Genomic DNA, 24901 nt, shown 5'->3' with positions numbered 1-24901 from the left:
ATTATGAGGCAAAGCGCTTAGAATGCGTACTTAGCCATAAATTGAACGCGGTTTAAGTCGCCATCAATACCTGCTTCGGTTTCACGCTGTGCTTTCGAGATTTCAGCACCAAAGGTCAGGTTAGACGCTGCGCTGTACATCACGTTAAACGCCAAGCGTTGCGAGAATTCTGTCGCACTGCCACCGACAAGGGTTTCTGGATTATCGGCCCAGCCACGTGAGTAAATCACGTTAGAGCGGATCTTGTCTGTCCAGAAATGGCGGTACGCAAACGAGATACCGGTTGAGTCGATCGCTTCTAAGTCACCGTTGGCATCGATTACCGCACCGTTCCACTGGTTAAGCGCGAGGTAACGACCTACACCTGACCCCGTGGTGATTGATGCGCGAATATCGTCCATGCCAAAGCTGTATTTCGCACCAAAGCTCACACCATAACCAAACTCAGTTTCATCATCGCCATCACCATTGACGTCGTAAGTTAACTGACGAAGTAATGTTGATGCCTGCCAAGTGAGGTTGTCACTTTTGCCAGTGTATTTAAAGGTGATATCTGGTACGAAACCATCGCTAGAAACAATACGACCATTACCGTTTGCTAATGTATCGGTGACGGTTGTTTCTGGGTTCTCAATTGACATGCTGAAGCCGCCAGAGGTATAGCGGATCTGTGCTTGACGGTTAAACACGATACCGTCGGTGACACCGATGAAGTCAACGGATTCACCCAAGATGTTTAAGTCTTGGAAGTTTGACCAAGTCTGACCAAAGGTCCAGTTTTTATACTTGATGAATGCGTGACGCAAACGTGGGTTGTACGAGTTTGAGATGCGCTGGTCACCGTCAGGTGTCAGCTGGAAATCCATCTCAACATGACCTGTCAGTACTTCACCGTTATCAAGTTCTGTTTCAGTACTTAGGAAAAAACGTGATTCACGTGCACTGAAATCAGTCACCATATCATCGCCATTGCCGCCGACTGGCGTCAGGCTTGGAATATACTGTTGGCGCGCAATGCTGCCACTCGCTGGCGCTTGACCATCTGTGTAGTCAGAAACCATTAAGTCGAGTTTTACGTATCCACCAAAAGATACGTCAGTGTCTGCTGCTTGTGCGCTGATTGAGGCGGTACCTAGTGCCGCCGCGATAGCCGCAGATAATGCAATAGATTGTGTAGAGCGTGCTTTTGCCATGGTGTTCTCCCGTGTGAAAGCCGTCGTTATTGTATTATTCACGCCAGTAATTCTCGGTAATTGGTCAGTTTTTAGCAATCTAGACTATGGTCTAATAGTGTTAATAAAGTGTAGTACGTAAAACAGTTACCATCTTGCGAATAAAGGAGGAAGAGGTAATGTCGCAACTGTACAAAGTTCCAGAACATATTAAAAACACTGCGAAAATTACAAACGACGATTATTTGGAAATGTATCAAGCGTCGATTAAAGACCCAGAGGGTTTCTGGCGTGAACAGGGTAAACGAATCACGTGGTTTACTCCATACACCAAGGTAAAAAACACCTCTTTTAGCCCAGGTAACGTTGATATCAAATGGTATCAAGATGGTACATTGAACGCATGTTACAACTGTATCGACCGACACTTAGCGGATAAAGCCGACAAAACGGCGATCATTTGGGAAGGTGACGACCCAAGTGTCGATAAGCACATTACTTATCGCGAGATGCATAAAGAAGTTTCACGCTTCGCTAATGGATTGAAGAAGCTGGGCGTTGGCAAAGGGGACCGCGTGGCGATTTATATGCCCATGGTGCCTGAGGCGGCATATGCCATGCTAGCGTGCGCGCGGATCGGTGCGGTGCATTCGGTTATCTTTGGTGGCTTCTCCCCGAATGCCATTGCTGATCGAATCAACGACTGTGGCGCGAAAGTGATTATCACCGCCGATGAGGGACGTCGCGGTGGTAGTACCATTGGTTTGAAGAAAAACGTTGATGCGGCGCTTGAAGGTGACGCCTGTCCGACACTGGAACATGTTGTCGTGAGCCGTGTTACAGAAGGTTCAGTGAATTGGACAGATGGTCGCGATGTATGGTGGCATGAACTCATTGCGGATGTCAGTGAAGAGTGTCAGCCAGAAGTGATGGATGCCGAAGACCCGCTCTTTATTCTTTATACATCAGGCTCGACCGGCAAACCGAAAGGCGTGGTGCACACCACGGGCGGCTACATGGTGTGGGCGTCCATGACACACGAATATGTATTTGATTGTCACGACGACGATATTTATTGGTGTGCGGCAGACGTCGGCTGGATTACCGGTCACTCGTACATTGTTTATGGTCCTTTTGCTAACGGTGCAACCTCGTTGATGTTCGAAGGGGTACCGACATACCCAGGTGTGGGTCGCATTGGTGAGATCGTCGATAAACATCAGGTATCGATTCTTTACACTGCGCCAACGGCGATTCGTGCGCTCATGGCGAAAGGCGATGAAGCCGCGAAAACGTCAACGCGTAAATCGCTGCGTGTGCTAGGTAGCGTTGGTGAGCCTATCAACCCAGAAGCGTGGGAATGGTATCATAAGCGTATTGGTAACGGTGAGTGTCCGATTATGGATACATGGTGGCAAACCGAGACCGGTGGCATCATGATCACGCCGCTACCTGGCGCTACGGATTTGAAACCAGGCTCAGCGACACGTCCATTCTTTGGCGTAACACCGGCTTTGGTTGATGGCGAGGGCAATAAACAAGAAGGCGAAGCAGAAGGCGGGTTAATCATCGAAGACTCGTGGCCAGGCCAAATGCGCACCCTGTGGGGCGATCACGAGCGTTTTGAACAGACCTATTTCTCGACCTACAAAAATGTCTATTTTACCGGTGATGGTGCCAAACGCGATGCAGATGGCTATTACTGGATTACCGGACGCGTCGATGATGTCTTGAACGTTTCGGGTCACCGTTTAGGTACCGCTGAAATCGAAAGCGCCTTGGTCGCGCACAGCGCCGTCGCCGAAGCGGCCGTGGTAGGCTTCCCTCACGATATCAAAGGGCAGGGCATTTATGTGTACATTACGCCAGTGGATGGTGTTGAAGTCACTGATGAGCTGACTAAAGAAGTGCGCAATTGGGTGCGTTCAGAGTTAAGTCCGATTGCTACGCCGGATATCTTACATTGGACAAAAGGTCTACCTAAGACACGTTCAGGTAAAATTATGCGTCGTATTTTGCGTAAGATTGCAGCCAATGAGTTCGATAATTTAGGGGATACCTCTACGCTTGCCGATCCAAGTGTGGTAGATTCTTTGATAGAACATCGCAAGAATCAATAACCTAAAGGGCTCATGGCAAAATTCCTCATAGCAGATGATCACCCATTGTTTCGCGAGGCGCTGCAAGGCGCGCTCGCGAATCATTTCGAAGAGTTGACACTGCGCGAAGCTGAAGACTTGGATTCAACGCTGGCAGCGCTCAACGAAGACGATGATGTGGATCTCTTGCTATTGGATTTGCATATGCCGGGTAGTGGCGACCTGTATGGTCTTATTCGGGTGCGGGAAGACTATCCTATGCTTCCCGTTGCCATTATTTCAGGCTCCGAAGACGCCTCGATTGTCGCTAAATGCATCGGCTTTGGTGCGCTCGGCTTCATTCCTAAATCCCTGCCTTCAGCGCAAATAGCCGAAGCGATTAGTACCATCCTCGATGGCGATACCTGGGTACCAAAAGATAATCGTGACCGACTCGATGGTATTTCGAACGAGGATCAAGAGCTGGCGCGTAAGGTCTCTGAATTAACACCCCAACAGTACCGCGTGCTGCACTTTCTGCACGAAGGTCTTCTTAATAAACAGATTGCGTATCAGTTAAATATCACCGAAGCGACGGTCAAGGCGCATATCACTGCTATTTTTCGTAAGCTTGGGGTTTATAGCCGCACACAAGCCGTCCTCGTCGCGGAGCGTTTGCAATTGTAGACTGCGCACCATGCGCGAGAAAACCACGATGCAATTACAGAGGACTCACCCATGACTTGGATACTCGTACTGGCCTCACTACTTTATGTTGTGTTTCTATTCGCCATTGCGAGTTGGGGTGATAAAAAAGATTCATGGGCGAATAAGCTGAGTCACCGTCCGTTTGTCTACGCGATGTCCCTTGCCATTTATTGCACTAGCTGGACCTATTACGGTGCAGTAGGCAACGCCGCTGTGGATGGCTGGGCATTCCTTCCTATTCTATTAGGTCCAATTTTGTTGTTTACCTTTGGGATCCGCGTCCTGAAAAAGCTTGTTTCGGTGAGTAAACAGCAGAATATTACCTCGATAGCCGATTTCATCTCTTCACGGTATGGCAAAAAACGGCGTTTAGCGGTGGTGGTCACCTCGATTGCCGCGCTCGCGATTGTGCCTTATATCGCATTACAGCTCAAAGCGGTGGGCTTGAGCTTTGCGGTACTGACTGAGAGTGACTCCATCACCAGTCAGTTCTCGTTAAAAGAGCTTGGAGCAGCGGCTTTGATGGCATTGTTTGCGATGTTATTTGGTACACGTCATGTCGAGGTGACAGAGTACCGCAGCGGAATGATGTTAGCGATAGCCGTTGAGTCGATGATAAAACTGACCGCGCTGACAGCCGCGGGTATATTTGCGTGGCACTTGCTTAGCGAACAGCCGAGTTTTGATTGGACGCAAACGTTTTCATCGACTGTGAGTCCACACTGGAGCCTGGCAAGTTTTGGCTCCTTTGAGTTTATCGTACAGACCTTTATGGCGGCTGGGGCGATTTTATGTTTGCCGCGTCAGTTCCATGTGGCGGTCGTTGATAACGTGGATATAAAACACTTGGGCACCGCGCGCTGGGGCTTTCCTGTTTACTTGGGGCTCACCGCGTTGGCGATAGTGCCCATCGCGTTGGCAGGCAGTTTACTACTGCCCAACTATCAAGATGGCTCCACGTTTGCGTTGCAACTTCCACTATTAAAAGACCAGCTTTGGCTCTCGCTGATTATATTTATTGGCGGTATTTCGGCCGCTACGGCCATGGTGATTATTGCATCGGTGACGCTCAGTACGATGATTACCAACGATGTCATTATGCCTATCTTATTGCAGCGCGAATCGCGGTTACCCTTGCGTGAGCGACGGCGCGAATATGATCGCAGTTTGCTACTGTTTCGGCGCGTGGCCATTGGCGTCACGATGGCACTGGCGTTTCTGTGCTACTACTTTTGGGCGGCACGCACAAACTTGGTGAGTATTGGCTTACTCGCTTTTTCCTTAGTCTTACAGCTGTTGCCCACGCTTATTGGGGCACTGTATTGGCGGCGTGGTCATGCCCGAGGTGTCTACGCGGGGCTCGCTGCCGGCTCAATTGGCTGGATAGTGAGCGTATTGATACCGCTGTATAGCGATGCGTTGCTCTCCGACGTTGAGATCATCACGCGTGGCACGGTGATATCATTACTAATGAACAGCTTCGCCTACGTTGCCTTCTCGCTGCTGGCGCGTCCGCGATTGGTCGATCGTATCCAAGCCACTGCATTCGTCAAACCACGGGCGTCGTTACCCGACAGTCCACTGCATAAAAATCAATCAGCCACCAACGCTGATATGTTGCTGCTGCTTAAGACCTTTTTGGGAGCCGAGCGCGCGCAACAACTCATGCGTTACTATCAGGCACCTAATGAATCGGTGTCCTTGCGCGCTGAAGCCGTGGCGGACCAAAGTTTAATTAATTATGTTGAGCGTGCTATCGCCGGCGTTTTAGGGTCTGCTACGGCGCGTTCTTTGGTCGAGGCGGCACTGCGGGATAGGCAACTCAATCTTGAGGAAGTCGTTCATTTCTTTGATGACACTACGCAAGCGCTTCAAACCCAGCAGTCGATTTTGTTTAGTTCGCTAGAGAACTTGGCGCAAGGTATCAGCGTGGTTGACTCCGAGTTGCGCCTGGTCGCGTGGAATAAACGCTATACCGACCTATTCGACTATCCAGAAGGTATGGTGAGACCGGGCCAACCGATAGCGACATTAATTCGTTATAACGCCGAGCGAGGCGAGTGTGGTCCCGGTGAGGTTGAGGAGTTAGTAAGTAAACGCTTACGCTACATGCAAATGGGTTCGGCGCACCGATTTATTCGACGTCGTGCCGATGGTCGCGTTATTGAAATGGTGGGTAACCCATTACCGAGTGGCGGCTTCGTAACCAGTTTCACCGATATTACCGAGCACGTAGAAACTCAGCAGGCGCTTGAAGACGCCAATATCGACCTTGAGCAACGCGTGGATACGCGGACTCAAGAGATCCGCGAGATAAACCAAGAGCTCACTGCTGAGATTGATAGACGCCGTGAAGTTGAGAAGGAGTTGAAAAAGGCAAAAGCCGAAGCTGAGGCGGCGAACGCATCAAAAACACGATTTTTAGCACTTGCCAGTCATGACATTTTGCAGCCACTCAATGCGGCGCGATTGTATTTGTCGGCAGTTAACGAACATGAGTTATCAGAGCGCAATCAGGGGTTATTGGGTAAGTTAGATACGGCACTGGGCTCTACCGAACACTTGTTATCGACGCTGCTCTCGATCGCCAAAATGGACCAAGGGGCACTTAAGCCGCAGTTTAAACATGTGATGTTAAGCAGTGTTTTAAAACCCTTGATTGAGGAGTATCACGTTCTGGCGGAACAGCGGCAACTTGAGTTCCGCGCGTTTTATGTGGATCGCCCGGTGTACACCGATCCGACCTATTTGCGCCGTATTGTGCAGAACTTTTTATCGAATGCCATTAAGTACACACCCAAAGGTAAAGTATTACTCGGTGTGCGTAAGCGGGGTGACTACTTACAGATTGCGGTATGGGATACCGGCCCTGGCATCGCTGCGCAGCAACAGAATAAAATTTTCGACGCGTTTTATCGGATACAGAATCAAACGGTGGATGGTGTCGGCTTAGGTCTGAGTGTCGCGCAGCGGATGAGTGAACAGCTCGGTTGCGAGCCACAGATCCGCTCGATTGAGGGTAAAGGTTCGTGTTTCTCAGTGACTATCCCCTTAGGTCACCCGACGCAAGTGGTCGCTAAACGCACCGAGCAAACTGACCAAACGCCAACCGCGGAGCTCAGTTTGTTGGTGGTGGACGATGACAAGGATAACCTCAGTGCTGTGAGCGCACTGCTAGAGAAGTGGAATTGCTGTGCGATAACCTGTCGCTCCTATGCAGATGCTGTTGCCTACGCACACGGCAATGAGCCGTTAGACGGCATGTTGCTTGACTACCAACTCGGAGGCGACGATGGCATTCAATTGGCGAATGAACTCCGCACCATTTGGCAACGAGACTTACCTGGTGCACTGGTCACCGCTATGCGCGACGACCACGTAAAGCGCAACGCGCGCCAAGGCGGCTTGCACTTCATGCCCAAACCAGTCAAACCCGCCGCCCTCAAAGCCCTGCTAAAATACATCTCCTCGCGGTAGGTCGCGCATTTTGCGCGACTTTCATTACTTGATACCGCTAGGCAAGTTCCTACACGCCTGAATGACTCAGGTGATAATGTCACGGCGTTAGATTACCAGTTCGGCTACGATGACAACCTTAATATTGTTTATCAGCATGACCATCTCAATAGTGATTTTACGTTAACCCAGCTGGCTTATGACGGCTTAGACCGGCTATTGTTTGTGAAAGGTGGAAACGGAGTTGGCACCTCGGAGTTAACTTATGATGGGTTGGGTAATATTCGTTCATACGATCAGTCGCTCTTAGATCGGGAGCTGAGTTATCATTACAGTGACTCAACCAATCGGTTAATTGCCGTTGAGGGGGCTGGCCCGGCTTACGATGCGTTCACTTACGACGCGCGCGGTAATGTGATTGACAACGGCACACGGACATTCACTTATAACCACGCTAATCAATTGGTGCAGTCCGGCGACATCCGTTACCGCTATGATGGGCATAGCCGGCGGGTGATGGAAACCAATAACGGCAGCCACCGATACAGCTTTTACCGATTAGATGGGACTCTGGTTTATCGTGAAACCGAGGCGGGTAGTATTAATTACGTTTACCTAGGCGATAAACTGATTGCTAAAGACGGTTATATTCCGGAAGACAGCGGTACGCAACATTACCAGCCTTTTGGTGAGAGTATCGAAGGCGCGGTTGATGATGTTGGATACACGGGTCACCGTTTTGATGCCGATACCGGTTTAGTTTATATGCAGGCACGATACTATGATCCAGTGATTGGGCGGTTTTACAGCAACGATCCCATTGGCTTCCGTGATGTGCATAGCTTTAACCGTTATGCTTATGCGAATAATAATCCGTACAAGTATATTGATCCCGACGGACGTGATGCTACCAGAATTGGTCAGCGACTGGACTTGCGTGTTCAAAGACTAGCGTCAGGTGAAATTAATACTCAGCAATATAATGCGGAAAATATGGCTGAGGCCGCCGGAGGCCTTGGAGCTGTTTCACTATTAATTCCCGGCCCTGAAGATATTGCACTTGCTGGCGTATTAGGACGTGCGTCAACTATAGGGAGAGGAAAGCAAGTCGGCAATATGATTAAGGCTGATGGCTCAACAAAGGCTAGTGATATAAAATCAAAAGCTGGATCAGTTGGGTTCAAGCCAACCCAAAGTGGGAATGGCCCACTTAAAATGGTTGATGAAAATGGAACTGCTAGGGTAACCATAAAAGGCGGCAGTGAGAGAGCGCCGGGTAGTCGAGGACCACATGTAGAATTAAAAGATTCAAGTGGACAGCGAGTCAACCCTGCTGGAGAACCTGTAACAAGAAGAAGCCCTGAGAATCACACGCCTATTAGGAATGATTTATGATGACAATAAATTATTACGAAATGACAGATCTAAAAAATTTATACCTTGAAGATTCGTTTGTACTCAGCATTGACGAATTTGAAGGGGAGATCGTTTTCAGCATGGATTTTGTATTAAATGAAAACCATCCACTTTATTCTGAACCCTCTTCCGAAGAGAACTATTGTTACAGGAAAGGTAAAATTAAGTTCACTGAGCCGAAAGTTGTCAGGTGGATTAAAAGAAATGAAAACAGAACCACTGACATAAATGGTGAAGTAGACTTTGGAAATATTGATACTTTTATTAAATCGGACGACGAAAAATATGTGCTTAGCGGTGATTGGGGAAAGCTAGAAATATCACCAAAAGACATAATTATTGAATATGAATAAATAACAGTTGGTAGACATTATCAGCCTTTGAATCCAAAGCCCCGCACTCGCGGGGCTTTGTTTTTTGCTCACATCAAGACAAGTCGTAGCTGTTCACTATTCAGATGTGACGGTGCAAGGTTTCGTATCAATGCCATGCTTGGTGGCAAAAGCCATCAGTTTCTTATCGTAAAAGTTCATATCCCGTTGGTAGCGGCAGAAGAACTTTATTTCTGCATTTTCTTGGTCATAGATAGCCCGAATATCGTTTTCCCCGGCATCGACTGAATAAATACCGTCGCCGAGTTGATAGGCAGCACGACCGCCGACAAAGCATTCTCTCGTGAAAGTAGACAGCACGTTTTCAACCTGCTCTGGCTTCACAAGCTTAAATTCGGTGTGGCAATATGGGGTATCTCAAACCTATCACTACGATGCACAAGACCAACTGATGAGTGTATCGGGTCGTACGCACCGCGGTAGATCGTGCATTTTGCGCGACTTTTTTACTAAATCACTACTCAACACACCATACGCGGAACTTGACGCCATTTTATAAGCTAAATAAGGGTTACTCTCCGTATTTGTCTCATCTGAACCGACAAAACCATTAATAGAGTCATAGAATTCAACGGTATCGTTACTACTGAAATAGAAGGCTCAATCTCCTTTGACACTTATACTAGCGCCTTGAACGGGACCTAATTTACACCGAGTTGGAGGGTTGACTAATGCTATAGCTTGCTGACTAAAGGCTATTATTAATCCAACGAGTATAAAGTTTCTCATGTTGAGCCTCGCTGAGTTAATCTAATTAAAGTCAAAAAAATGGTACTTTCTAAACCGCCTAACATTGGCACAGAAAGCACCATTTTCTGGTAGGTATTAAAAAACTTCGATTGGACCACCAGGTAAGGGTTGACCACTACTAGAGAACACAGGCACACCCTCTGTCACGTCAATGAACTTAGTCAAGTTACCATCACTCACGCGTACGAACACATAATATGAACCTTGGTAAGTAGGAGTAAAAGTAATATCCGGTGAAGTAGTGGTGTAAGTGAACTCTGTATTTCTGTCACGCTGATGCCGGAATATGTAGGTGATACTGGCATCGTACCCTTGTTGAGCCCGTGCAGATAAGCTATCGATATCGACGTTTGCAATATTAACTGAAATGCCCGCTCCGCTGGTTGCAGAAGCTGCACCAACACTTGGGTCATTGTGAGCGATGACTTCAACAACATCACAAAGAGGTGGATACCAGTAGTCGCCCCCCGGGCCATTCGGCTGTCTTAGATCTTCATCTTTCACAAGAACGACCGCTCGATGTTCCCCCCGAATTGGGAAAGATATCTCAACATCTTCATCAGACGTCATTCCGCGAACTAGCTGAAGAGTGGACCACTGTCCAAATGATTTGAAGAAAGCAAAGTCCCGAGTCGTTCGGTATTCGGGGACACCACCATCATAGTCCACGAAATGATTTTGCTCGGCTTCGAATGAGGCAGGTTCAGCAGTGCTGACATATCTTTTCGAACTTCCTTCAAAAATATTGCCCGTATAAACCGTTGGTCGCTGAAGCCAAGGATCATCGACTGTTGCTTGACCACAGAGGCTCTCCTTCTCCGAGTATGAAATGTCGGCATACGCACTAACACTAAAGGAAATAGTAGCAAGAGCTATTAAAGCTTTCTTCATTTTGTTCACCATTTTTTAACATATGAATATATATAATTGTCATTCAAAATGAAAAAGTCAAACTACAATCGTGATTAGTGGTTAGAACTTAAATCGCTCAGTAAGAACCCACTACGACCAAAGTCCAATTTCACCTGTATACAACTCCACCTACATTTGTTAACGACCCTAACAAAGGTTAACAATTATTCTTACAACAGGAGGGGACGTTATGGCATTTAAAAACGAAGATGATGCCAAAGCGTATTGGAAAGAGAACCTGAGCTTAATGCTTAAACTGCTCGTCGTGTGGTTTGTGGTTTCCTATGGCTTTGGAATTCTCTTAGTGGATGTGCTGAATGAAATCCGTTTCTTTGGCTTTAAGCTAGGATTCTGGTTTGCGCAGCAGGGCTCCATTATTACCTTTATCGTGCTGATTTTCCTTTACGTGCGGGGAATGGCGAAACTCGATAATAAATACGAAGTTCACGAGGACTGATGCGCTATGGATATTCAAACGCTCACATTTATTATTGTCGGTCTGACCTTTGCACTGTATATCGGTATCGCAATTTGGTCTCGTGCCGGCTCAACCAATGACTTTTATGTTGCTGGCGGTGGTGTACACCCCATTGCTAACGGTATGGCGACCGCTGCTGACTGGATGTCTGCTGCCACCTATATCTCGATGGCGGGTATCATCGCTTTCGCAGGTTATGATGGCTCGGTTTACCTGATGGGCTGGACCGGTGGTTACGTGCTACTCGCTATGTGTTTAGCGCCGTATCTACGTAAGTTCGGCAAGTTTACTGTGCCAGACTTTATCGGTGACCGTTACTACTCACAGACAGCGCGAACCATCGCGGTATTGTGTGCCATTTTGGTTTCGTTCACCTACATCGCAGGTCAAATGCGTGGGGTTGGCGTGGTATTCTCGCGCTTCCTCGAAGTTGATATTGCGACGGGTGTCATCATCGGTATGGTCATCGTGTTCTTCTACACGGTACTTGGCGGCATGAAAGGGATTACTTATACCCAAGTCGCGCAATACTGTGTGTTGATGTTTGCCTACATCGTACCTGCTGTTTTCTTGTCACTTTTAATGACAGGTCACATTCTGCCGCAAACCGGCTTTGGAGGTACCGTCTCGGACGGATCCGGCCAGTTCTTGCTCGAGCGGCTTGATGGGCTCTCCACCCAGCTGGGTTTTGCTGAGTACACCGAGGGTGTGCGTAGTAAAGTCGATGTGTTCTTTATTACCGCCGCCTTGATGGTGGGTACAGCAGGCTTACCGCATGTAATTGTACGCTTCTTCACCGTACCTAAGGTACGTGATGCGCGTCGTTCAGCGTTCTGGGCATTGGCATTCATTGCTGTTGTTTATCTGACTGCACCGACTATCGCTGCATTTGGTAAAATGAACATGATCAACACCGTTAATGGGCCAGATCTGCAAGGTGTTGAGTATGACAATGCACCAAGCTGGATTAAGAACTGGGAAAAAACCGGTCTTATTACATGGGAAGACAAAAACGACGATGGTCGTATGTTCTACTCAGGTGATGAGCGCAACGAAATGACGATTGACCGCGATATCATGGTATTGGCAAACCCAGAAATCGGTGACTTACCGGCTTGGGTTGTGGCGTTAGTTGCTGCTGGTGGTGTGGCTGCTGCATTGTCGACATCGGCGGGTCTGTTATTGGTTATTTCAACATCAGTCTCTCACGACTTGCTCAAGCGAAATCTGATGCCCAATATTACCGATAAGCAGGAGCTGATGTATGCGCGTCTCGCTGCTGCAGTGGCTATCCTCATTTCCGGCTATTTTGGGGTCTATCCGCCCGGCTTCGTGGCGCAGGTGGTTGCCTTTGCCTTCGGTCTCGCGGCATCGAGCTTCTTCCCTGCGATCATCTTGGGTATTTTCAACAAACGCATGAACAGCAAGGGCGCTATCGCTGGCATGATTGTGGGTATTGTATTCACCTTTAGTTATATTGTGTTCTTTAAGTTTATCTCACCAGAGTTAAACAACCCAGAGTACTGGCTGTTTGGCATCTCGCCAGAAGGCATTGGTACGTTAGGTATGATCTTTAACTTTGTTGTAGCACTTATTGTTCACAAAATGACAGGTGATGCGCCTCAGGACATCCAGGATTTGGTGGAATCTATCCGCTATCCTAAAGGAGCAGGCGAAGCAACGGATCACTGATTTCCCAACCAGTGAGTGAAAGAGCAAGCTCCGGTGCATCGCATCGGAGCTTTTTTTATCAGGTGGACTTATGGATATTGAACGCTTCTTAACGGATTGCCCTCCGTTTGACGACTTGAGCGAACAACAACGCACGTGGTCGGTTAAGCAAATGCAGTCAACCTACATGAATGCGGACAACTGCAATGAAATGATGCGCAATTGCAGTCCGGCTCTCTTTATTGTGCGTTCGGGTGTGTTTGATCTCAAAGGCAAAGACGGCACATTAGTCGAGCGGCTTGAGGAGGGCGATTTATTTGGTTATCCGTCGCTGCTTAGCGGTCGCGCTATTATTAATACCTTGCAGTGTATCGAAGACGGCATTGTCTATGTATTACCGCAAGTTGCATTTGATCAATTACGCAACCAATCACGTGCGTTTGAGCGCTATTTTATCAATGCCCATGGTGAGCGCTTACTGACCGAACGACGAGGAAAGACCGCCGGTTACGACGACTACGACTGGACCGAGCAATGTGTAGAAGATGTGATTCAGCGGGCGCCGATTAGTCTTACCAGCGACACAACGATTCAGTCCGCGGCACAGCTGATGTCGGAGCATAGCGTGTCATCCATTTTGGTGGTCGATAATGACCAGTTGGTCGGTATACTCACCGATCGCGATATCCGTAATCGCGTTGTCGCCAAGGGTTTAGGGTTTAATGTTACCGTCGCTGCGGTGATGACACATTTACCGGAGTCCGTGTTTGCCCATCGTTCGTTACTCGACGCGTTGACAACGATGACCGCAAATAACGTCCATCACTTACCCGTAGTGGATGAACAGTTGCGACCCGTAGGTATGATCACCGCTACCGACTTGATCAAACAGCAGCGCAGTGAACCCGTTTATTTAATCAGCTCGATTTACAAGTCGACAACCCGAGCACAACTTGTCGAGGAAGCCGAAAAGATTCCGCAGTACTTGAACAGTTTCGCCTTGCGAGTAAAGCAGACAGCCATTTTGGGACGTTTGATGGCATCGTTGACCGACGCCATGACCCGCCAGTTCATCAAGCTATTTGAAGCTGAAAATGGCGCGGCACCCGCACGTTATTGTTGGCTTGCTTTTGGTTCGCAAGGGCGCGAGGACCAAACTTTGAGTTCTGATCAGGATAATGGCTTATTGCTTGCCGATGGGCTCAGCGACAGTCAGCTCGATTGGTTCAGGCGCTTGGGTGAATATGTCTGCGAGGGCTTACATGATTGTGGTGTGCCACTCTGCCCAGGCAATATTATGGCGTCGAACCCTGAGTGCCGCGGTACTCAGCAGCAATGGCTGGCGCGTTTTGAACGCTGGACCACACACCCAACTCCTAAAGCATTGATGTATTGCCAGATCTTTTTTGATAGTCGCGCGGTAGCCGGACAACAAAAAATGTTTAATCAGTTTCGCGAGGCGGTCGCGTCGCTGGGCAAAAATGAATTTTTTATTGGTAACCTGGCTTTGCTGATCAATCGAATTTCGGTGCCATTGGGATTATTTAACCGCTTTCGTACTGAAGATGTAGAGCAGGGTGAGCGTATTGATATTAAGCGCTACGGTATTGCGCTCATTAATGACATTGTGCGTTTGTACGCGCTGCATCAAGGGGTAACTGAGCCCGCGACGGTGCAACGTATTGAACGATTACAATCCAGTCGACTCATTAGCGAGCGCGATCGACAGTCGCTGCTTGAAGCTTGGCAATTCTTAACCCAACTCAGGCTCGATCACCAGTTGCGCGTTTGGCACACTGATGAGCCCAAAAATGCCATCGATCCCGATAGTTTAAGTACGCTCTCGCGACGGCAACTCAAGACGGCGTTTAAGATTATTAAGCAGGCGCAACAGGGCGTTGGGCTTAAGTTCAGTCGGCAGGGGTATTAATGCGTAAGGGTATCGGGTGGAGTCATTTGCGAAAACGTTGGTCAAGACAGCGACAATTGCGAAAACCTTGGCATGATCAGAGGTACATTGCTGTTGATATTGAAACGACGAGCTTAGATCCGGTGAGTGGGCACATCCTATCGATCGCTTGGGTGCCGATTGAACCGCCCATGATTTTAATCAACGAAGCGCGTTACCATGAGTTTCAAGTTGCCGCTCATGTCGACTTACAGCAAAGCCCCACCATACATGGTTTGACTAAAGCGCAGTTAACGAGTGGTGGCGACATAAAGACTATCTTAAAAGATTTAGAAGCAATTCTTTACAATCGTATCATGGTATGTCATCACCAACGCCTTGACTGGTCTTACCTTCGTGAAAACCCTATAACAAAATCTTTACATTTTGAGCCTTTGGGGATTTTTGACACGCTGAGTTATGAAAAAAACAAACTGTCTTTTAGCAGTGAATCTCAACTAAACAACTCGTCACTGACTCTGAGTGCTTGTCGTACAAGGCATGGGCTGCCGTCATATACAAGTCATCATGCAATGGACGATGCCATCGCTTGTGCTGAATTATTTTTAGCGCAAGCTACAAAAATAAAGCCCTACAATGAATCGTTGGCGTTTCTGTTGAAACAGAGTAAATAATTAACATCAACAGCAAACTTTTTAAACATATTGTTTACATATGTTGTTGGTCTTGCTATGTTCGAATGACGTCAAAAAGTCTTAGATGCTTTGCGACGAAAAAAAATAATTCCAGGGAGTTATACAATTATGAAATCTCAGTTTTTTAAACGCACATTGACCGCTGCCGCAGTCGCAGCGTCATTGACTGCCATCGCTCCAGCAATGGCACAGCAGCAGTCAAGCATTTTGGGTGAAGTGCAAGCTCAGAATGTTCAAGGCTTGACTGTTACAGCAACAAATCCAGAAACCGGGTTTTCTCGTGAAATCGAAGTAAGCGACGGTAAATTCCGCTTCCCAGCGATGCCTACTGGTAACTACGAGCTTCAAGTGAAGCGTGGTACCGAGGTTGTAGCGACTCAAAACGTCCGTGTTTCATTGGGTACCAACGCAACTCCGACTATCACTGTCGGCGACTCAGTTGAAACCATTCAAGTTACTGGCGCGCGTATCTCTAACGTCGACGTGACCACCACCAACTCAGGTTTGGTTGTAGGTGAAGTTGAGTTCGATAAACTGCCTGTAGCGCGTAACTTGACCTCAGTCGCATTGCTTGCACCAGGCACCGTTCAAGGTGACTCTGGTTTCGGTAACACTGCGTCATTTGGTGGTGCATCGGTTGCAGAGAACTCTTGCTACATCAACGGCTTAGAAGTTACTGATACTCGCCGTGGTCTTGGTTGTGGTTCAGTACCTTTCGAATTCTACAAAGAATTCCAAGTTAAAACAGGTGGTATGTCACCTAAATATGGTCGTTCTACTGGTGGTGTGATTAACGCCGTCACTAAGAGCGGTACCAACATGTGGGAATTCGCAGCGGTTTCTTACTTTGAGCCGTCTGGCCTACAAGAAGAAGGTGAAATTTCGCGCGGTCAAGGCGGTACAGGTAATGTATTCCGTGACAACAGCGTCACCGAAACTGACGAATATAGCGTATCTTTGAGTGCGTCAGGTCCAATCATTGAAGATACTCTCTTCATCTATGCGTTGGTTAACCCGGGTTCACGCGAGAGCAAATACGCAGCAGTAACAGGCGGCGAGTTCGCAGCAGATACGCGTTACAACGTTGACGAGTCGACTGGCGGCGATAACCTGTTCTGGGGCGCGAAAATTGACTGGGATATCAATGCAAACCATCGCTTGAGCTATTTCGGTTATTCAAACGAGCGTACTGTAGAGCGTGAAACGTTCCAATATAACCCTAATACTGGCGTTATTGGTAACAACATCGGTACGACGATTCTTGAGAATGGTGGTACGGCTCACAGCTTAAGCTACACGGGTTATTGGACTGACGATCTCACTGTATCTGCTATGGCGGGTGAGTTAGAGACTCAATACGGTTCACAGCCATCAAACACTGAATGTTCTACTGTAATCGATACACGTGACGTTGCTGACCCAGCAGTATCATGTGGTCCTGGTGGTTCTATCGGTGAAAACTTCGATAAAAACACTCAGTATCGTTTAGATATCGAGTACTATTGGGGTGATCACACAATCCGCGCAGGTTACGATTATCAAGAGCGTGATTCTACCAACATCACTCGTCCTATCGGTGGTCACAGCTGGGAATACGCAACACTTGAGAACGGCGGTTCTGTTCAAGGCGACAGCGGCGTGTTGTTCACCAATAACAGCGGCGGCCCGATTGACTACGTTTCAGACCGTATCTTCGAAGGTGGTGGTCAGTTCGGTTCAGAACTTTCTGCATACTACATCGAAGACGAATGGCGCGTTACTGATAACGTCCGTTTGAACATTGGTCTTCGTAAAGACAAGTTTGAAGGTTCAGGTACTACTGACCAAATCTTGTACTCTTTTGATACAGATTGGGCTCCACGTTTAGGCGCAAGCTGGGATGTATTTGGTACAGGCGAAACTAAGTTGTACGCAACTTGGGGTGAATACTACCTACCAGTACCTAACAACACCATCTACCGTGCTGCATCGGGCGTAAGTGATACAACTACGTATTACTACTTCGATAGCATCGATCCAAACAGTGGTGTTCCACAAGGTCTTGACCCTGTTAACGGTTCAGCTGGCAACAGCCAAACTGTGAGTTCGGTTTCTGTTGTTCCTTCAAAACCAGTATTCCAATCACAAGAAGCGGACCCGTTTGCACGTGAAGAATTCATCATCGGTTTTGAGCAATCTATCAATGATGACCTTGCATTCTCACTACGTGGTACTTACCGCGATGTGACCAGCGCATTGGATGACTACTGTGGTATCTACGCATATCCATACTGCGTATTGATCAACCCAGGTGAAGATTCTTCATGGTTCAAAGATGGTTACTATTGGGATGGCGAGCAACTAGACGAAAGCAAGTTGCCGTTGTATGACGGTCAACCTGATGAAGGTTCTTTGACTACGCATCCAAACGATACAACTATCCAAATGCCTGAAGCGAACAACGAGTACTTAGCATGGCAAACTGAGTTGAAGTATAATACTGATAACTTCCGTATGAACTTCATCTACACTTGGTCACGTAGTACTGGTAACTTCGAAGGTGCCGTTAAGTCTGATATCGACCAAGCGGATCCAGGTATTACTCAGGACTTTGACTTCCCAGCATTGATGGATGGCGCACAAGGTTACCAAGCAAACGACCGTCGCCACGTATTCAAATTGTTCGGAAGCTATGACATCGACGAAAACTGGACTGTTGGTTTCAACAGCACCTTGTCAAGTGGTCGTCCATTGTCAGCGTTCGGTCAAGGTTACCCAGACAAAAATCCAAACATCTATGGTAGCTACGGTGACACGTTCTACATCGCGGATTGTGACGATGCAACAGGCGAATGTACTTATGATCGCGTACCGCGTGGTACGGTAGGTCGTACGCCTTGGACCTTCAACGTTGATGCATCTGTCGCATACAACTTCACTGCTGGTGGCGTTGATATGAAAGCATCACTTGACGTATTCAACGTGTTGAATACTCAAGAGCCTACTTCATTGAACGAGCACTATGAAGTAACTGAAGGTAACCGTAACCAATGGTACGGTGCTGCATACTCATGGCAGACTCCACGTTATGTCCGTTTAGGTTTCGAAGCACGCTTCTAATCTAAATTTACATAACACACAAAATCCGCGGCTGGGAAACCAGTCGCGGATTTTTTTTGTTTCTATTTCCCACGCAATTCCTCCCCTTAGCGTTCAGAAAAACAATTTTGTGTCAAAGACTCTATAATAAATTTAATTACATATGCGCAACAAAGTGTTTACATAAAATTAACTTCTTGCTAAATTCAAATTGCCTCAACCATATTTTGAGGTAAAAAACAATAAAGTTCCGGGGAGTTTCAACTCATGAAAAGCACAACTTTTCGCAAAAGTTTGTTGGCTGCAACCATTGCAGGTGTATTTAGCATGCCTGCTTTGGCGCAGGACCAGCAAGATCCTGCTTCTGATGATCAACAAGCAGAAGAAGTAGCCGAGCGCATTCAGGTAACAGGTTCTCGTATTCCACAGTCGTCAAACGTTGTGAGCTCGAGTCCTATTTCTCAGGTTACCTCTGAAGAATTTGAATTTTCGGGTAACGTGCGTACCGAAGACTTGGTGAACGACTTACCGCAAGTATTCCCAGGTCAAACTTCAACCGATTCAAACGGTGCAACAGGTACGGCAACCATTTCATTGCGTGGCCTAGGCTCAAACCGTACCTTGGTCTTGATGAATGGTCGTCGCTTGGTAATGGGTTCTCCGTTACAAGGCGCGATAGCACCTGACTTGAACCAAATTCCAGGCGCATTAGTCGAAAACGTAGAACTACTCACAGGTGGTGCATCTGCGACTTATGGTTCTGATGCCGTCGCGGGTGTTGTTAACTTCATCATGAAAGATGACTTTGAAGGGGTGAAGCTCGATTATCAACACAGCTTCTATCAATACAATAACCCAAATGAGAACGACGTGGCGCAAGCTGCGCGTGATGCCTCTTTCGACTTAGCACCAGGCTCAGGTCGTGACGGTCACATGAATGACTTCTCTATCATCTGGGGTGTGAACGCTGATGATGGTAAGGGTAACATCACGGGTTATGCGACTTACCGCGACATTAAAGCCGTAACTCAGGACAACCGTGATTACAGTATCTGTTCGCTCGCCGGTGGTCCGGGTGCATACTCGTGCGGTGGTTCAGGTACTATCCCTGATGGTCGATTAACTGACTTCGTTGATTACGATTACTTCATCGACCAAGGGACGTTCCAAGAATACGACGGTCGCTTGTACAACTTCGGCCCACGTAACTATTTTCAACGTCCAGACGAGCGTGTCACTATCGGTGCCTTCGGTCACTATGAAATCAGCAAGAACATGGAGTTCTTTGGTGAAGTGGGTTTTGTTAAAGACCGCAGCGTATCTCAGATTGCAGAATCAGGTGCGTTCTTCCCACAGGTTGACTTAAGCTGTGACAACCCATTCTTGTCTGAACAACAAGCGGGTGTTATCTGTGGTCCTGGTGGTCCTGCTGGCGCATCGGGCGATCCGAATGTGTGGGAAGGCGTTTATATAGGTAAACGTAACGTCGAAGGTGGTCCACGTCAGAACGATATCCAACACTTGTCTTATCGCGGTGTGTTTGGTATCCGCGGTTACCTAAATGACACTTGGAGTTACGACGTATCCGCTAACTTCGGCAACGTAACGCTAAGTTCAACCTACCTAAACGACTTAAGTATCAATAACATTGGTCGTGCATTGAATGTTACCACTGATCCTGATACCGGTGAGGCCGTTTGTACCGCAGCACTGAGTGGCGTTGATCCAAACTGTGTGCCTTGGAATATCTTTGCACCGAACATCAGCCAAGAAGCACTCGATTACCTCACGCTGCCTCTGTACGCGAATGGTGAAACTAACTTACGCGAATATACTGCTTACGCAATTGGTAACTTAGGTGATTACGGCGTTCGCAGTCCTTGGGCCGTTGGCGGCGTTGAACTTCTTATCGGTGCAACCACTCGTACTGAAGAGCTTATTTTCCAACCGGATAGTGGCTTTACCTCGGGTGACGGTGCTGGCCAAGGTGGTCCTACGATCGGTGTATCAGGTAGCTTAAGCGTTGACGAGATCTTTTCAGAAGCAAAAATCTACTTAGTAGAAGGTGCTGACTGGGCAGATACATTAACGATGGACTTAGGTTATCGTTATTCTGAGTACTCAACTGCTAAAGAAACCGATACATACAAGTTAGCGCTAGGTTGGGATATTAACGAAACGTGGAAAGTACGGGGTAGTTTCCAACGTTCAGCGCGTCACGCAAACATTCGCGAATTGTATCAAGCACAATCGCTAGGTTTGTATGATATGGACTCGGATCCTTGTGCAGGAGCTAGCCCAGAGGCGACATTGGAACAATGTCAACGCACTGGCGTAACGTCAGCGCAGTATGGCAGCATTCCACAAAGCCCGGCTAACCAGTACAATGCGATCTTTGGTGGTAACCCGAATCTTGAGCCAGAAACCTCAGATACTGTTTCGGCAGGTTTTGTTTATCGTACAATGGATGGCGACTTCGACGTATCAGTTGACTACTTCGATATCAAAGTTGAAGACGCGATTGGTATTGTTGCTGCTGAGACCACATTGGACCTGTGTTTAGACACCGGCGATGCTCAGTTCTGTGACTTAATCAACCGTGGTTCGCAAACAGGTTCACTTTGGTTAGGCGAAGACAACATCGTAGCCACTAACGTTAACATTGGTTTCGAACAACGTTCTGGTTTCGACATCAACTCGAGCTATACGCTTCGTTTTGATGATGACTTCGGTAAATTGAAGTTTAACTTGGTGGGTACTTACTTCACTAAGTTCGACACACAACCTGTCGTAGGCCTTCGTGTATACGAGTGTGCGGGTTATTGGGGCGGCGTCTGTGGTTCTCCAAACCCAGAGTGGCAGCATAACCTGCGTGCAACGTGGGAAAATAACGACGGCTTAGCAGTATCAGCTAACTGGCGTTACCTTGGCGAGACACAGCAGTTGGATGATGGCGCTCAAGACATTGATGCTGAAAGCTACCTTGACTTGACTGCTCGTTATCGCTGGGGCGAGAACACCACAGTGAGCGTGGGTGTGAACAACGTACTTGAGAACGATCCTCCGTACTTAACAGGCGCACCGGGTAGTAACGGTAACACCTATCCTGGTTACTTCGATGCGTTAGGTCGTTATGTATTCGCGAGCGTCTCTTACCAGTTCATGTAAGTTAAAATTAAGCAACAGCTAACATTAAAAGGCAGCCTTCGGGCTGCCTTTTTTACATCTTTTAAACAGCTGTTAATATAAAATTAAACATTAGACCAACAAGTAGACATTCAGACCAAAAAGTAGCCAAACAGCACACTGTTTATAGTCATTTAGTTGAATTTCCCTTCTGCTAGCGTTAAAAGTCTTGCTCGGTATTTCTAAGACCTCAACTTAGCGATGCCCTCTAGTTCAAGTCGCGAACTTAGTTCATGACAGAATAAGAACATACACCAGGGAGTAAAAACATGACTAACAGTACCTTCCGCAAGAGCCTTACCGCTCTCGCTGTGGCGGGCAGTTTAGCTGCACCTGCAGTCGCTGTAGCTCAGGACAACGTTGATGCTCAAGCATCATCAAGCAACATCGAAAAAATTCAAGTAACAGGTTCACGTATCAAGCGCTCAGACCTCGAGAGTGCTTCACCTGTCGAAGTGATTTCAGCAGAACAATTGTCTGACCAAGGCCGTTTGTCTGTATCAGACGCATTGCGTAACTTAACGTCGAACTCATTTGGTTCGTTCGTACCAAGTTCAGGTAGCAGCGCACAATCGCAATCTACCGTAAACCTTTTAGGTGTAGGCGCTAGCCGTACTTTGGTACTTTTAGATGGTAAGCGTGTTGCAGGTTCACCTTCATTAGGTGGCTCTTCTGCAAACTTAAGCACCATTCCAATGGCCGCTGTCGAGCGTATCGAAGTACTAAAAGATGGTGCTTCTGCGGTATACGGTTCTGACGCTGTAGCGGGTGTTGTAAACATTATTTTGAAAGACGATTTCGAAGGCGTAGCAGTTAATACGCAAGTCGGTCGTCCAGAAGCTGAAGGCGGCGATAACGAGAGCTTCAGCATTACTGCGGGTACTTCGTCTGAACGCGGTAACTTGACCATGGTGTTTGAGCATCAAACGCGTGATGCCATTTATGACCGTGACCGTCCGTACACTGCACCACAAATGAACGACGAGAACGGCGACGGCTTGATCTCGATCTATGACGAGACCATCGGTATCTCTTACTACGGTGCGACGCTTGTAAACCCTCAAGGTAACTATGAAGCGTCACCTCTTTGTGGTGATCTGGCAAACAATGTTGAAGGTTTCGTCGGTGTACTTGACCAAGGTACATCATTCGGCGGCGTTGGCGGCGGTACTGTGTGTGGTTACGCGTTCGCAGGCGTATCAACGAACATGGCATCGACCGATCGTAACTCTTTGATGGTTAACGGTAACTACAAGATTACTGATGACATCGAAATGTACATGCGTGGTTTGTTCGCTAAGAACAGCTCATTTGGTCGTTATGCACCCGCAGCAGCGCCTTGGGAAAATATTCCAGCAGACGCTTCACACAACCCATATGACGAAGAGCTAGAAGTCGGCTACTTCCGTTGGTACCCCGTAGGTAACCGTGACGGTTATGTTGATGACTATCAACAGGATTACGTGGTTGGTTTCCGTGGTTTTGCACTCGACAACATCGACTGGGAAGTTTACTACCAGCGTGCAGAGATGGATTACAAAACAGTCGGTCGTGATTACTTGAGCAATTCAGCGTTGAACTGGTTAGCCGCTGAAGGTGAGGACCCGTTCTCTGCAGAAAACTCTGACAAGATCGGTATCACTACCTTGACCGAAGGCAAAACGATTTTCGATCACTACTATGCGGGCTTCGGCTTTAATGCAGGCGAGTTGGCCGGTGGTATGGTTTCTCACTATGTCGGTTGGGAAATGTATGACCAAGTGTTCGAAAACAGCTACGATGCGCAGTCTGAAGCCGGTTTAGTTGGCGGCGGTGCGGGTAACTCTGCAGCAGAAGATCGCAACGTACAAGCATACTTCTACGAAGTAGCGATGCCGTTCACGTATGACTTAACTGTAAGCGCAGCTTTCCGTTATGACGATTACAGTGACTTCGGAACTGCAACGACCAGCAGCCTGAAAGCTGAATACCGTCCAATGGATGACTTATTGATCCGTGCATCATACAGCGAAGGCTTCCGTGCACCTTCATTAGAAGAGCTGTCTGCACAAGATCAGTACTCAGCAACTTACGCGTATGATTATGTTGCATGTCAAACTGCCGGCGTCGCGTTAACCGAGTGTCCTGAGATTCAGATTGATAACCAGGTACAGAGCAACCGTAACCTAGGTCCAGAAGAGTCAGAATACATCAACGCGGGTATCGTATACTCAGGTCTTGAGAACTGGGACTTCCGCCTTGATTACTTCGACCTACAAGTTGAGAACGTAATCTCTGATGTGACTGTACAAGACTTGATTAACATCGAACTTGGCGGCAACTTGGACTCGTTCTTGGCGGCTAACCCGGCATTCGACCTACAACGTCGTGCAAATGGTTCAATCGATGGCGATGTGTACACGCGTACAGAAAACGGCGCGATTTTGGCACGTAAAGGGTTCGATTTTGAAGTAGCGGCTGAGTACCCACTCGGTGCTGGCTTATTCAACGCGACCTTCGGTACTACGTACATGATGGAAGTTGAAGAAGATGTATACTTCGGCGGTCCAAGCCAAGATATGGCAGGTTCTTCAGGTGCACCTGAGTTACGTTCACAGTTGATGTTGCAATACGCAATCAACGACTTCAACGTGACTTGGACATCAGACTACATCGACTCAACAGGTGAGACTGACGTACTTGACACCTCATGTGGTGATTCTCAGTGCTTCAACTACAACTTTGTTGGCGAGCTTGAGTCTACGACGTACCACAACGTTACTTTCTCATACAACTTAGGTCAGTATGGTAAGGCGACACTTGGCGTGCGTAACCTGTTTGATGAAGAACCAGTGCTTAACAGCAGCGGTGAATACACTAACCCAGAGCTATACGTTCGTGGCCATATTGGTCGTGAATTCGTAGCGGGTTATCAAATCAAGTTCTAATCGAACGGATTGTTTTAAAAAAGGCTCCTTCGGGAGTCTTTTTTTATGCGTGATTATCGGGGTATGATAGGGA

The 24901-nt window shown here is 47.7% G+C and carries 15 protein-coding genes; 12 read left to right on the top strand and 3 right to left on the bottom strand.

Annotated elements, in window-relative coordinates; genetic code table 11:
• Positions 1 to 17: 17 nt before the first annotated feature.
• Complete coding sequence (locus DFP83_RS07335; protein ID WP_110574364.1) at positions 18 to 1193, bottom strand: DcaP family trimeric outer membrane transporter; 1176 nt, start codon at positions 1191 to 1193, stop codon at positions 18 to 20.
• A gap of 158 nt (positions 1194 to 1351) precedes the next feature.
• Here DFP83_RS07335 and acs point away from each other — a divergent pair, with 158 nt between their 5' ends.
• The 5 genes from acs to DFP83_RS07310 all read left to right on the top strand — a co-directional run bounded on the left by acs (position 1352) and on the right by DFP83_RS07310 (position 9183).
• Positions 1352 to 3292, top strand: coding sequence for an acetate--CoA ligase (gene acs / locus DFP83_RS07330; protein ID WP_110574363.1), 1941 nt, complete (start codon positions 1352 to 1354; stop codon positions 3290 to 3292).
• Positions 3293 to 3304: 12 nt separating this feature from the next.
• Positions 3305 to 3937: a response regulator transcription factor gene (locus tag DFP83_RS07325; RefSeq protein WP_006954150.1), complete on the top strand. Its 633-nt coding sequence runs from the start codon at positions 3305 to 3307 to the stop codon at positions 3935 to 3937.
• Between the two features lie 51 nt (positions 3938 to 3988).
• Positions 3989 to 7435, top strand: coding sequence for a PAS domain-containing hybrid sensor histidine kinase/response regulator (locus tag DFP83_RS07320; protein WP_110574362.1), 3447 nt, complete (start codon positions 3989 to 3991; stop codon positions 7433 to 7435).
• Between the two features lie 204 nt (positions 7436 to 7639).
• Entirely contained in the window at positions 7640 to 8809 is a 1170-nt protein-coding gene (locus DFP83_RS13670) for an RHS repeat-associated core domain-containing protein (RefSeq protein WP_110574361.1), read from the top strand.
• On the top strand, positions 8806 to 9183 hold the full coding sequence (locus tag DFP83_RS07310; protein ID WP_110574360.1) for a hypothetical protein: 378 nt from the start codon (positions 8806 to 8808) through the stop codon (positions 9181 to 9183). Before DFP83_RS13670 ends, DFP83_RS07310 begins: the two co-directional genes overlap by 4 nt.
• Positions 9184 to 9279: 96 nt before the next feature.
• On the opposite strand, the gene DFP83_RS07305 is transcribed toward DFP83_RS07310, so the two are convergent.
• Together DFP83_RS07305 and DFP83_RS07300 are read right to left on the bottom strand one after the other, a co-directional pair.
• Complete coding sequence (locus tag DFP83_RS07305) at positions 9280 to 9522, bottom strand: hypothetical protein (RefSeq protein WP_146228803.1); 243 nt, start codon at positions 9520 to 9522, stop codon at positions 9280 to 9282.
• Positions 9523 to 10047: 525 nt separating this feature from the next.
• Positions 10048 to 10863, bottom strand: a complete 816-nt coding sequence (locus DFP83_RS07300) for a hypothetical protein (protein ID WP_110574358.1) — start codon at positions 10861 to 10863, stop codon at positions 10048 to 10050.
• Between the two features lie 211 nt (positions 10864 to 11074).
• On the opposite strand from DFP83_RS07300, the gene DFP83_RS07295 reads away from it, so the two are divergent.
• From DFP83_RS07295 to DFP83_RS07265, 7 genes are all read left to right on the top strand, one after another.
• Positions 11075 to 11341: a DUF4212 domain-containing protein gene (locus DFP83_RS07295; protein ID WP_006954159.1), complete on the top strand. Its 267-nt coding sequence runs from the start codon at positions 11075 to 11077 to the stop codon at positions 11339 to 11341.
• Positions 11342 to 11347: 6 nt separating this feature from the next.
• Positions 11348 to 13054: a sodium:solute symporter family protein gene (locus DFP83_RS07290; protein WP_110574357.1), complete on the top strand. Its 1707-nt coding sequence runs from the start codon at positions 11348 to 11350 to the stop codon at positions 13052 to 13054.
• Between the two features lie 70 nt (positions 13055 to 13124).
• Positions 13125 to 14963, top strand: a complete 1839-nt coding sequence (locus DFP83_RS07285; protein ID WP_110574356.1) for a DUF294 nucleotidyltransferase-like domain-containing protein — start codon at positions 13125 to 13127, stop codon at positions 14961 to 14963.
• Entirely contained in the window at positions 14963 to 15616 is a 654-nt protein-coding gene (locus DFP83_RS07280; RefSeq protein WP_110574355.1) for a 3'-5' exonuclease, read from the top strand. The genes DFP83_RS07285 and DFP83_RS07280 overlap by 1 nt, the downstream gene beginning before the upstream one ends.
• 129 nt (positions 15617 to 15745) lie before the next feature.
• Positions 15746 to 18736, top strand: coding sequence for a TonB-dependent receptor (locus DFP83_RS07275; RefSeq protein ID WP_110574354.1), 2991 nt, complete (start codon positions 15746 to 15748; stop codon positions 18734 to 18736).
• A gap of 246 nt (positions 18737 to 18982) precedes the next feature.
• Positions 18983 to 21883, top strand: a complete 2901-nt coding sequence (locus DFP83_RS07270; protein WP_110574353.1) for a TonB-dependent receptor domain-containing protein — start codon at positions 18983 to 18985, stop codon at positions 21881 to 21883.
• A 287-nt stretch (positions 21884 to 22170) separates the two neighbouring features.
• The gene (locus tag DFP83_RS07265; RefSeq protein WP_110574352.1) at positions 22171 to 24828 is read left to right on the top strand and encodes a TonB-dependent receptor plug domain-containing protein; all 2658 of its coding nucleotides are present in this window, start codon (positions 22171 to 22173) and stop codon (positions 24826 to 24828) included.
• Positions 24829 to 24901: the final 73 nt, after the last annotated feature.

Origin of the sequence: Idiomarina fontislapidosi (assembly GCF_003226255.1) — a bacterium.
Lineage (GTDB): Bacteria > Pseudomonadota > Gammaproteobacteria > Enterobacterales > Alteromonadaceae > Idiomarina > Idiomarina fontislapidosi.
The sequence above is the reverse complement of the archived record's forward strand: the minus strand, read 5'-3'. Positions and strand labels throughout refer to the sequence as shown.

Excerpts from the sequence above, each read along its gene's own strand:
- DFP83_RS07335 (WP_110574364.1), bottom strand. The coding sequence starts at position 1,193 with ATGGCAAAAGCACGCTCTACACAATCTATTGCATTATCTGCGGCTATC.
- acs (WP_110574363.1), top strand. The coding sequence starts at position 1,352 with ATGTCGCAACTGTACAAAGTTCCAGAACATATTAAAAACACTGCGAAA.
- DFP83_RS07325 (WP_006954150.1), top strand. The coding sequence starts at position 3,305 with ATGGCAAAATTCCTCATAGCAGATGATCACCCATTGTTTCGCGAGGCG.
- DFP83_RS07320 (WP_110574362.1), top strand. The coding sequence starts at position 3,989 with ATGACTTGGATACTCGTACTGGCCTCACTACTTTATGTTGTGTTTCTA.
- DFP83_RS07310 (WP_110574360.1), top strand. The coding sequence starts at position 8,806 with ATGATGACAATAAATTATTACGAAATGACAGATCTAAAAAATTTATAC.
- DFP83_RS07300 (WP_110574358.1), bottom strand. The coding sequence starts at position 10,863 with ATGAAGAAAGCTTTAATAGCTCTTGCTACTATTTCCTTTAGTGTTAGT.
- DFP83_RS07295 (WP_006954159.1), top strand. The coding sequence starts at position 11,075 with ATGGCATTTAAAAACGAAGATGATGCCAAAGCGTATTGGAAAGAGAAC.
- DFP83_RS07290 (WP_110574357.1), top strand. The coding sequence starts at position 11,348 with ATGGATATTCAAACGCTCACATTTATTATTGTCGGTCTGACCTTTGCA.
- DFP83_RS07285 (WP_110574356.1), top strand. The coding sequence starts at position 13,125 with ATGGATATTGAACGCTTCTTAACGGATTGCCCTCCGTTTGACGACTTG.
- DFP83_RS07280 (WP_110574355.1), top strand. The coding sequence starts at position 14,963 with ATGCGTAAGGGTATCGGGTGGAGTCATTTGCGAAAACGTTGGTCAAGA.
- DFP83_RS07275 (WP_110574354.1), top strand. The coding sequence starts at position 15,746 with ATGAAATCTCAGTTTTTTAAACGCACATTGACCGCTGCCGCAGTCGCA.
- DFP83_RS07270 (WP_110574353.1), top strand. The coding sequence starts at position 18,983 with ATGAAAAGCACAACTTTTCGCAAAAGTTTGTTGGCTGCAACCATTGCA.
- DFP83_RS07265 (WP_110574352.1), top strand. The coding sequence starts at position 22,171 with ATGACTAACAGTACCTTCCGCAAGAGCCTTACCGCTCTCGCTGTGGCG.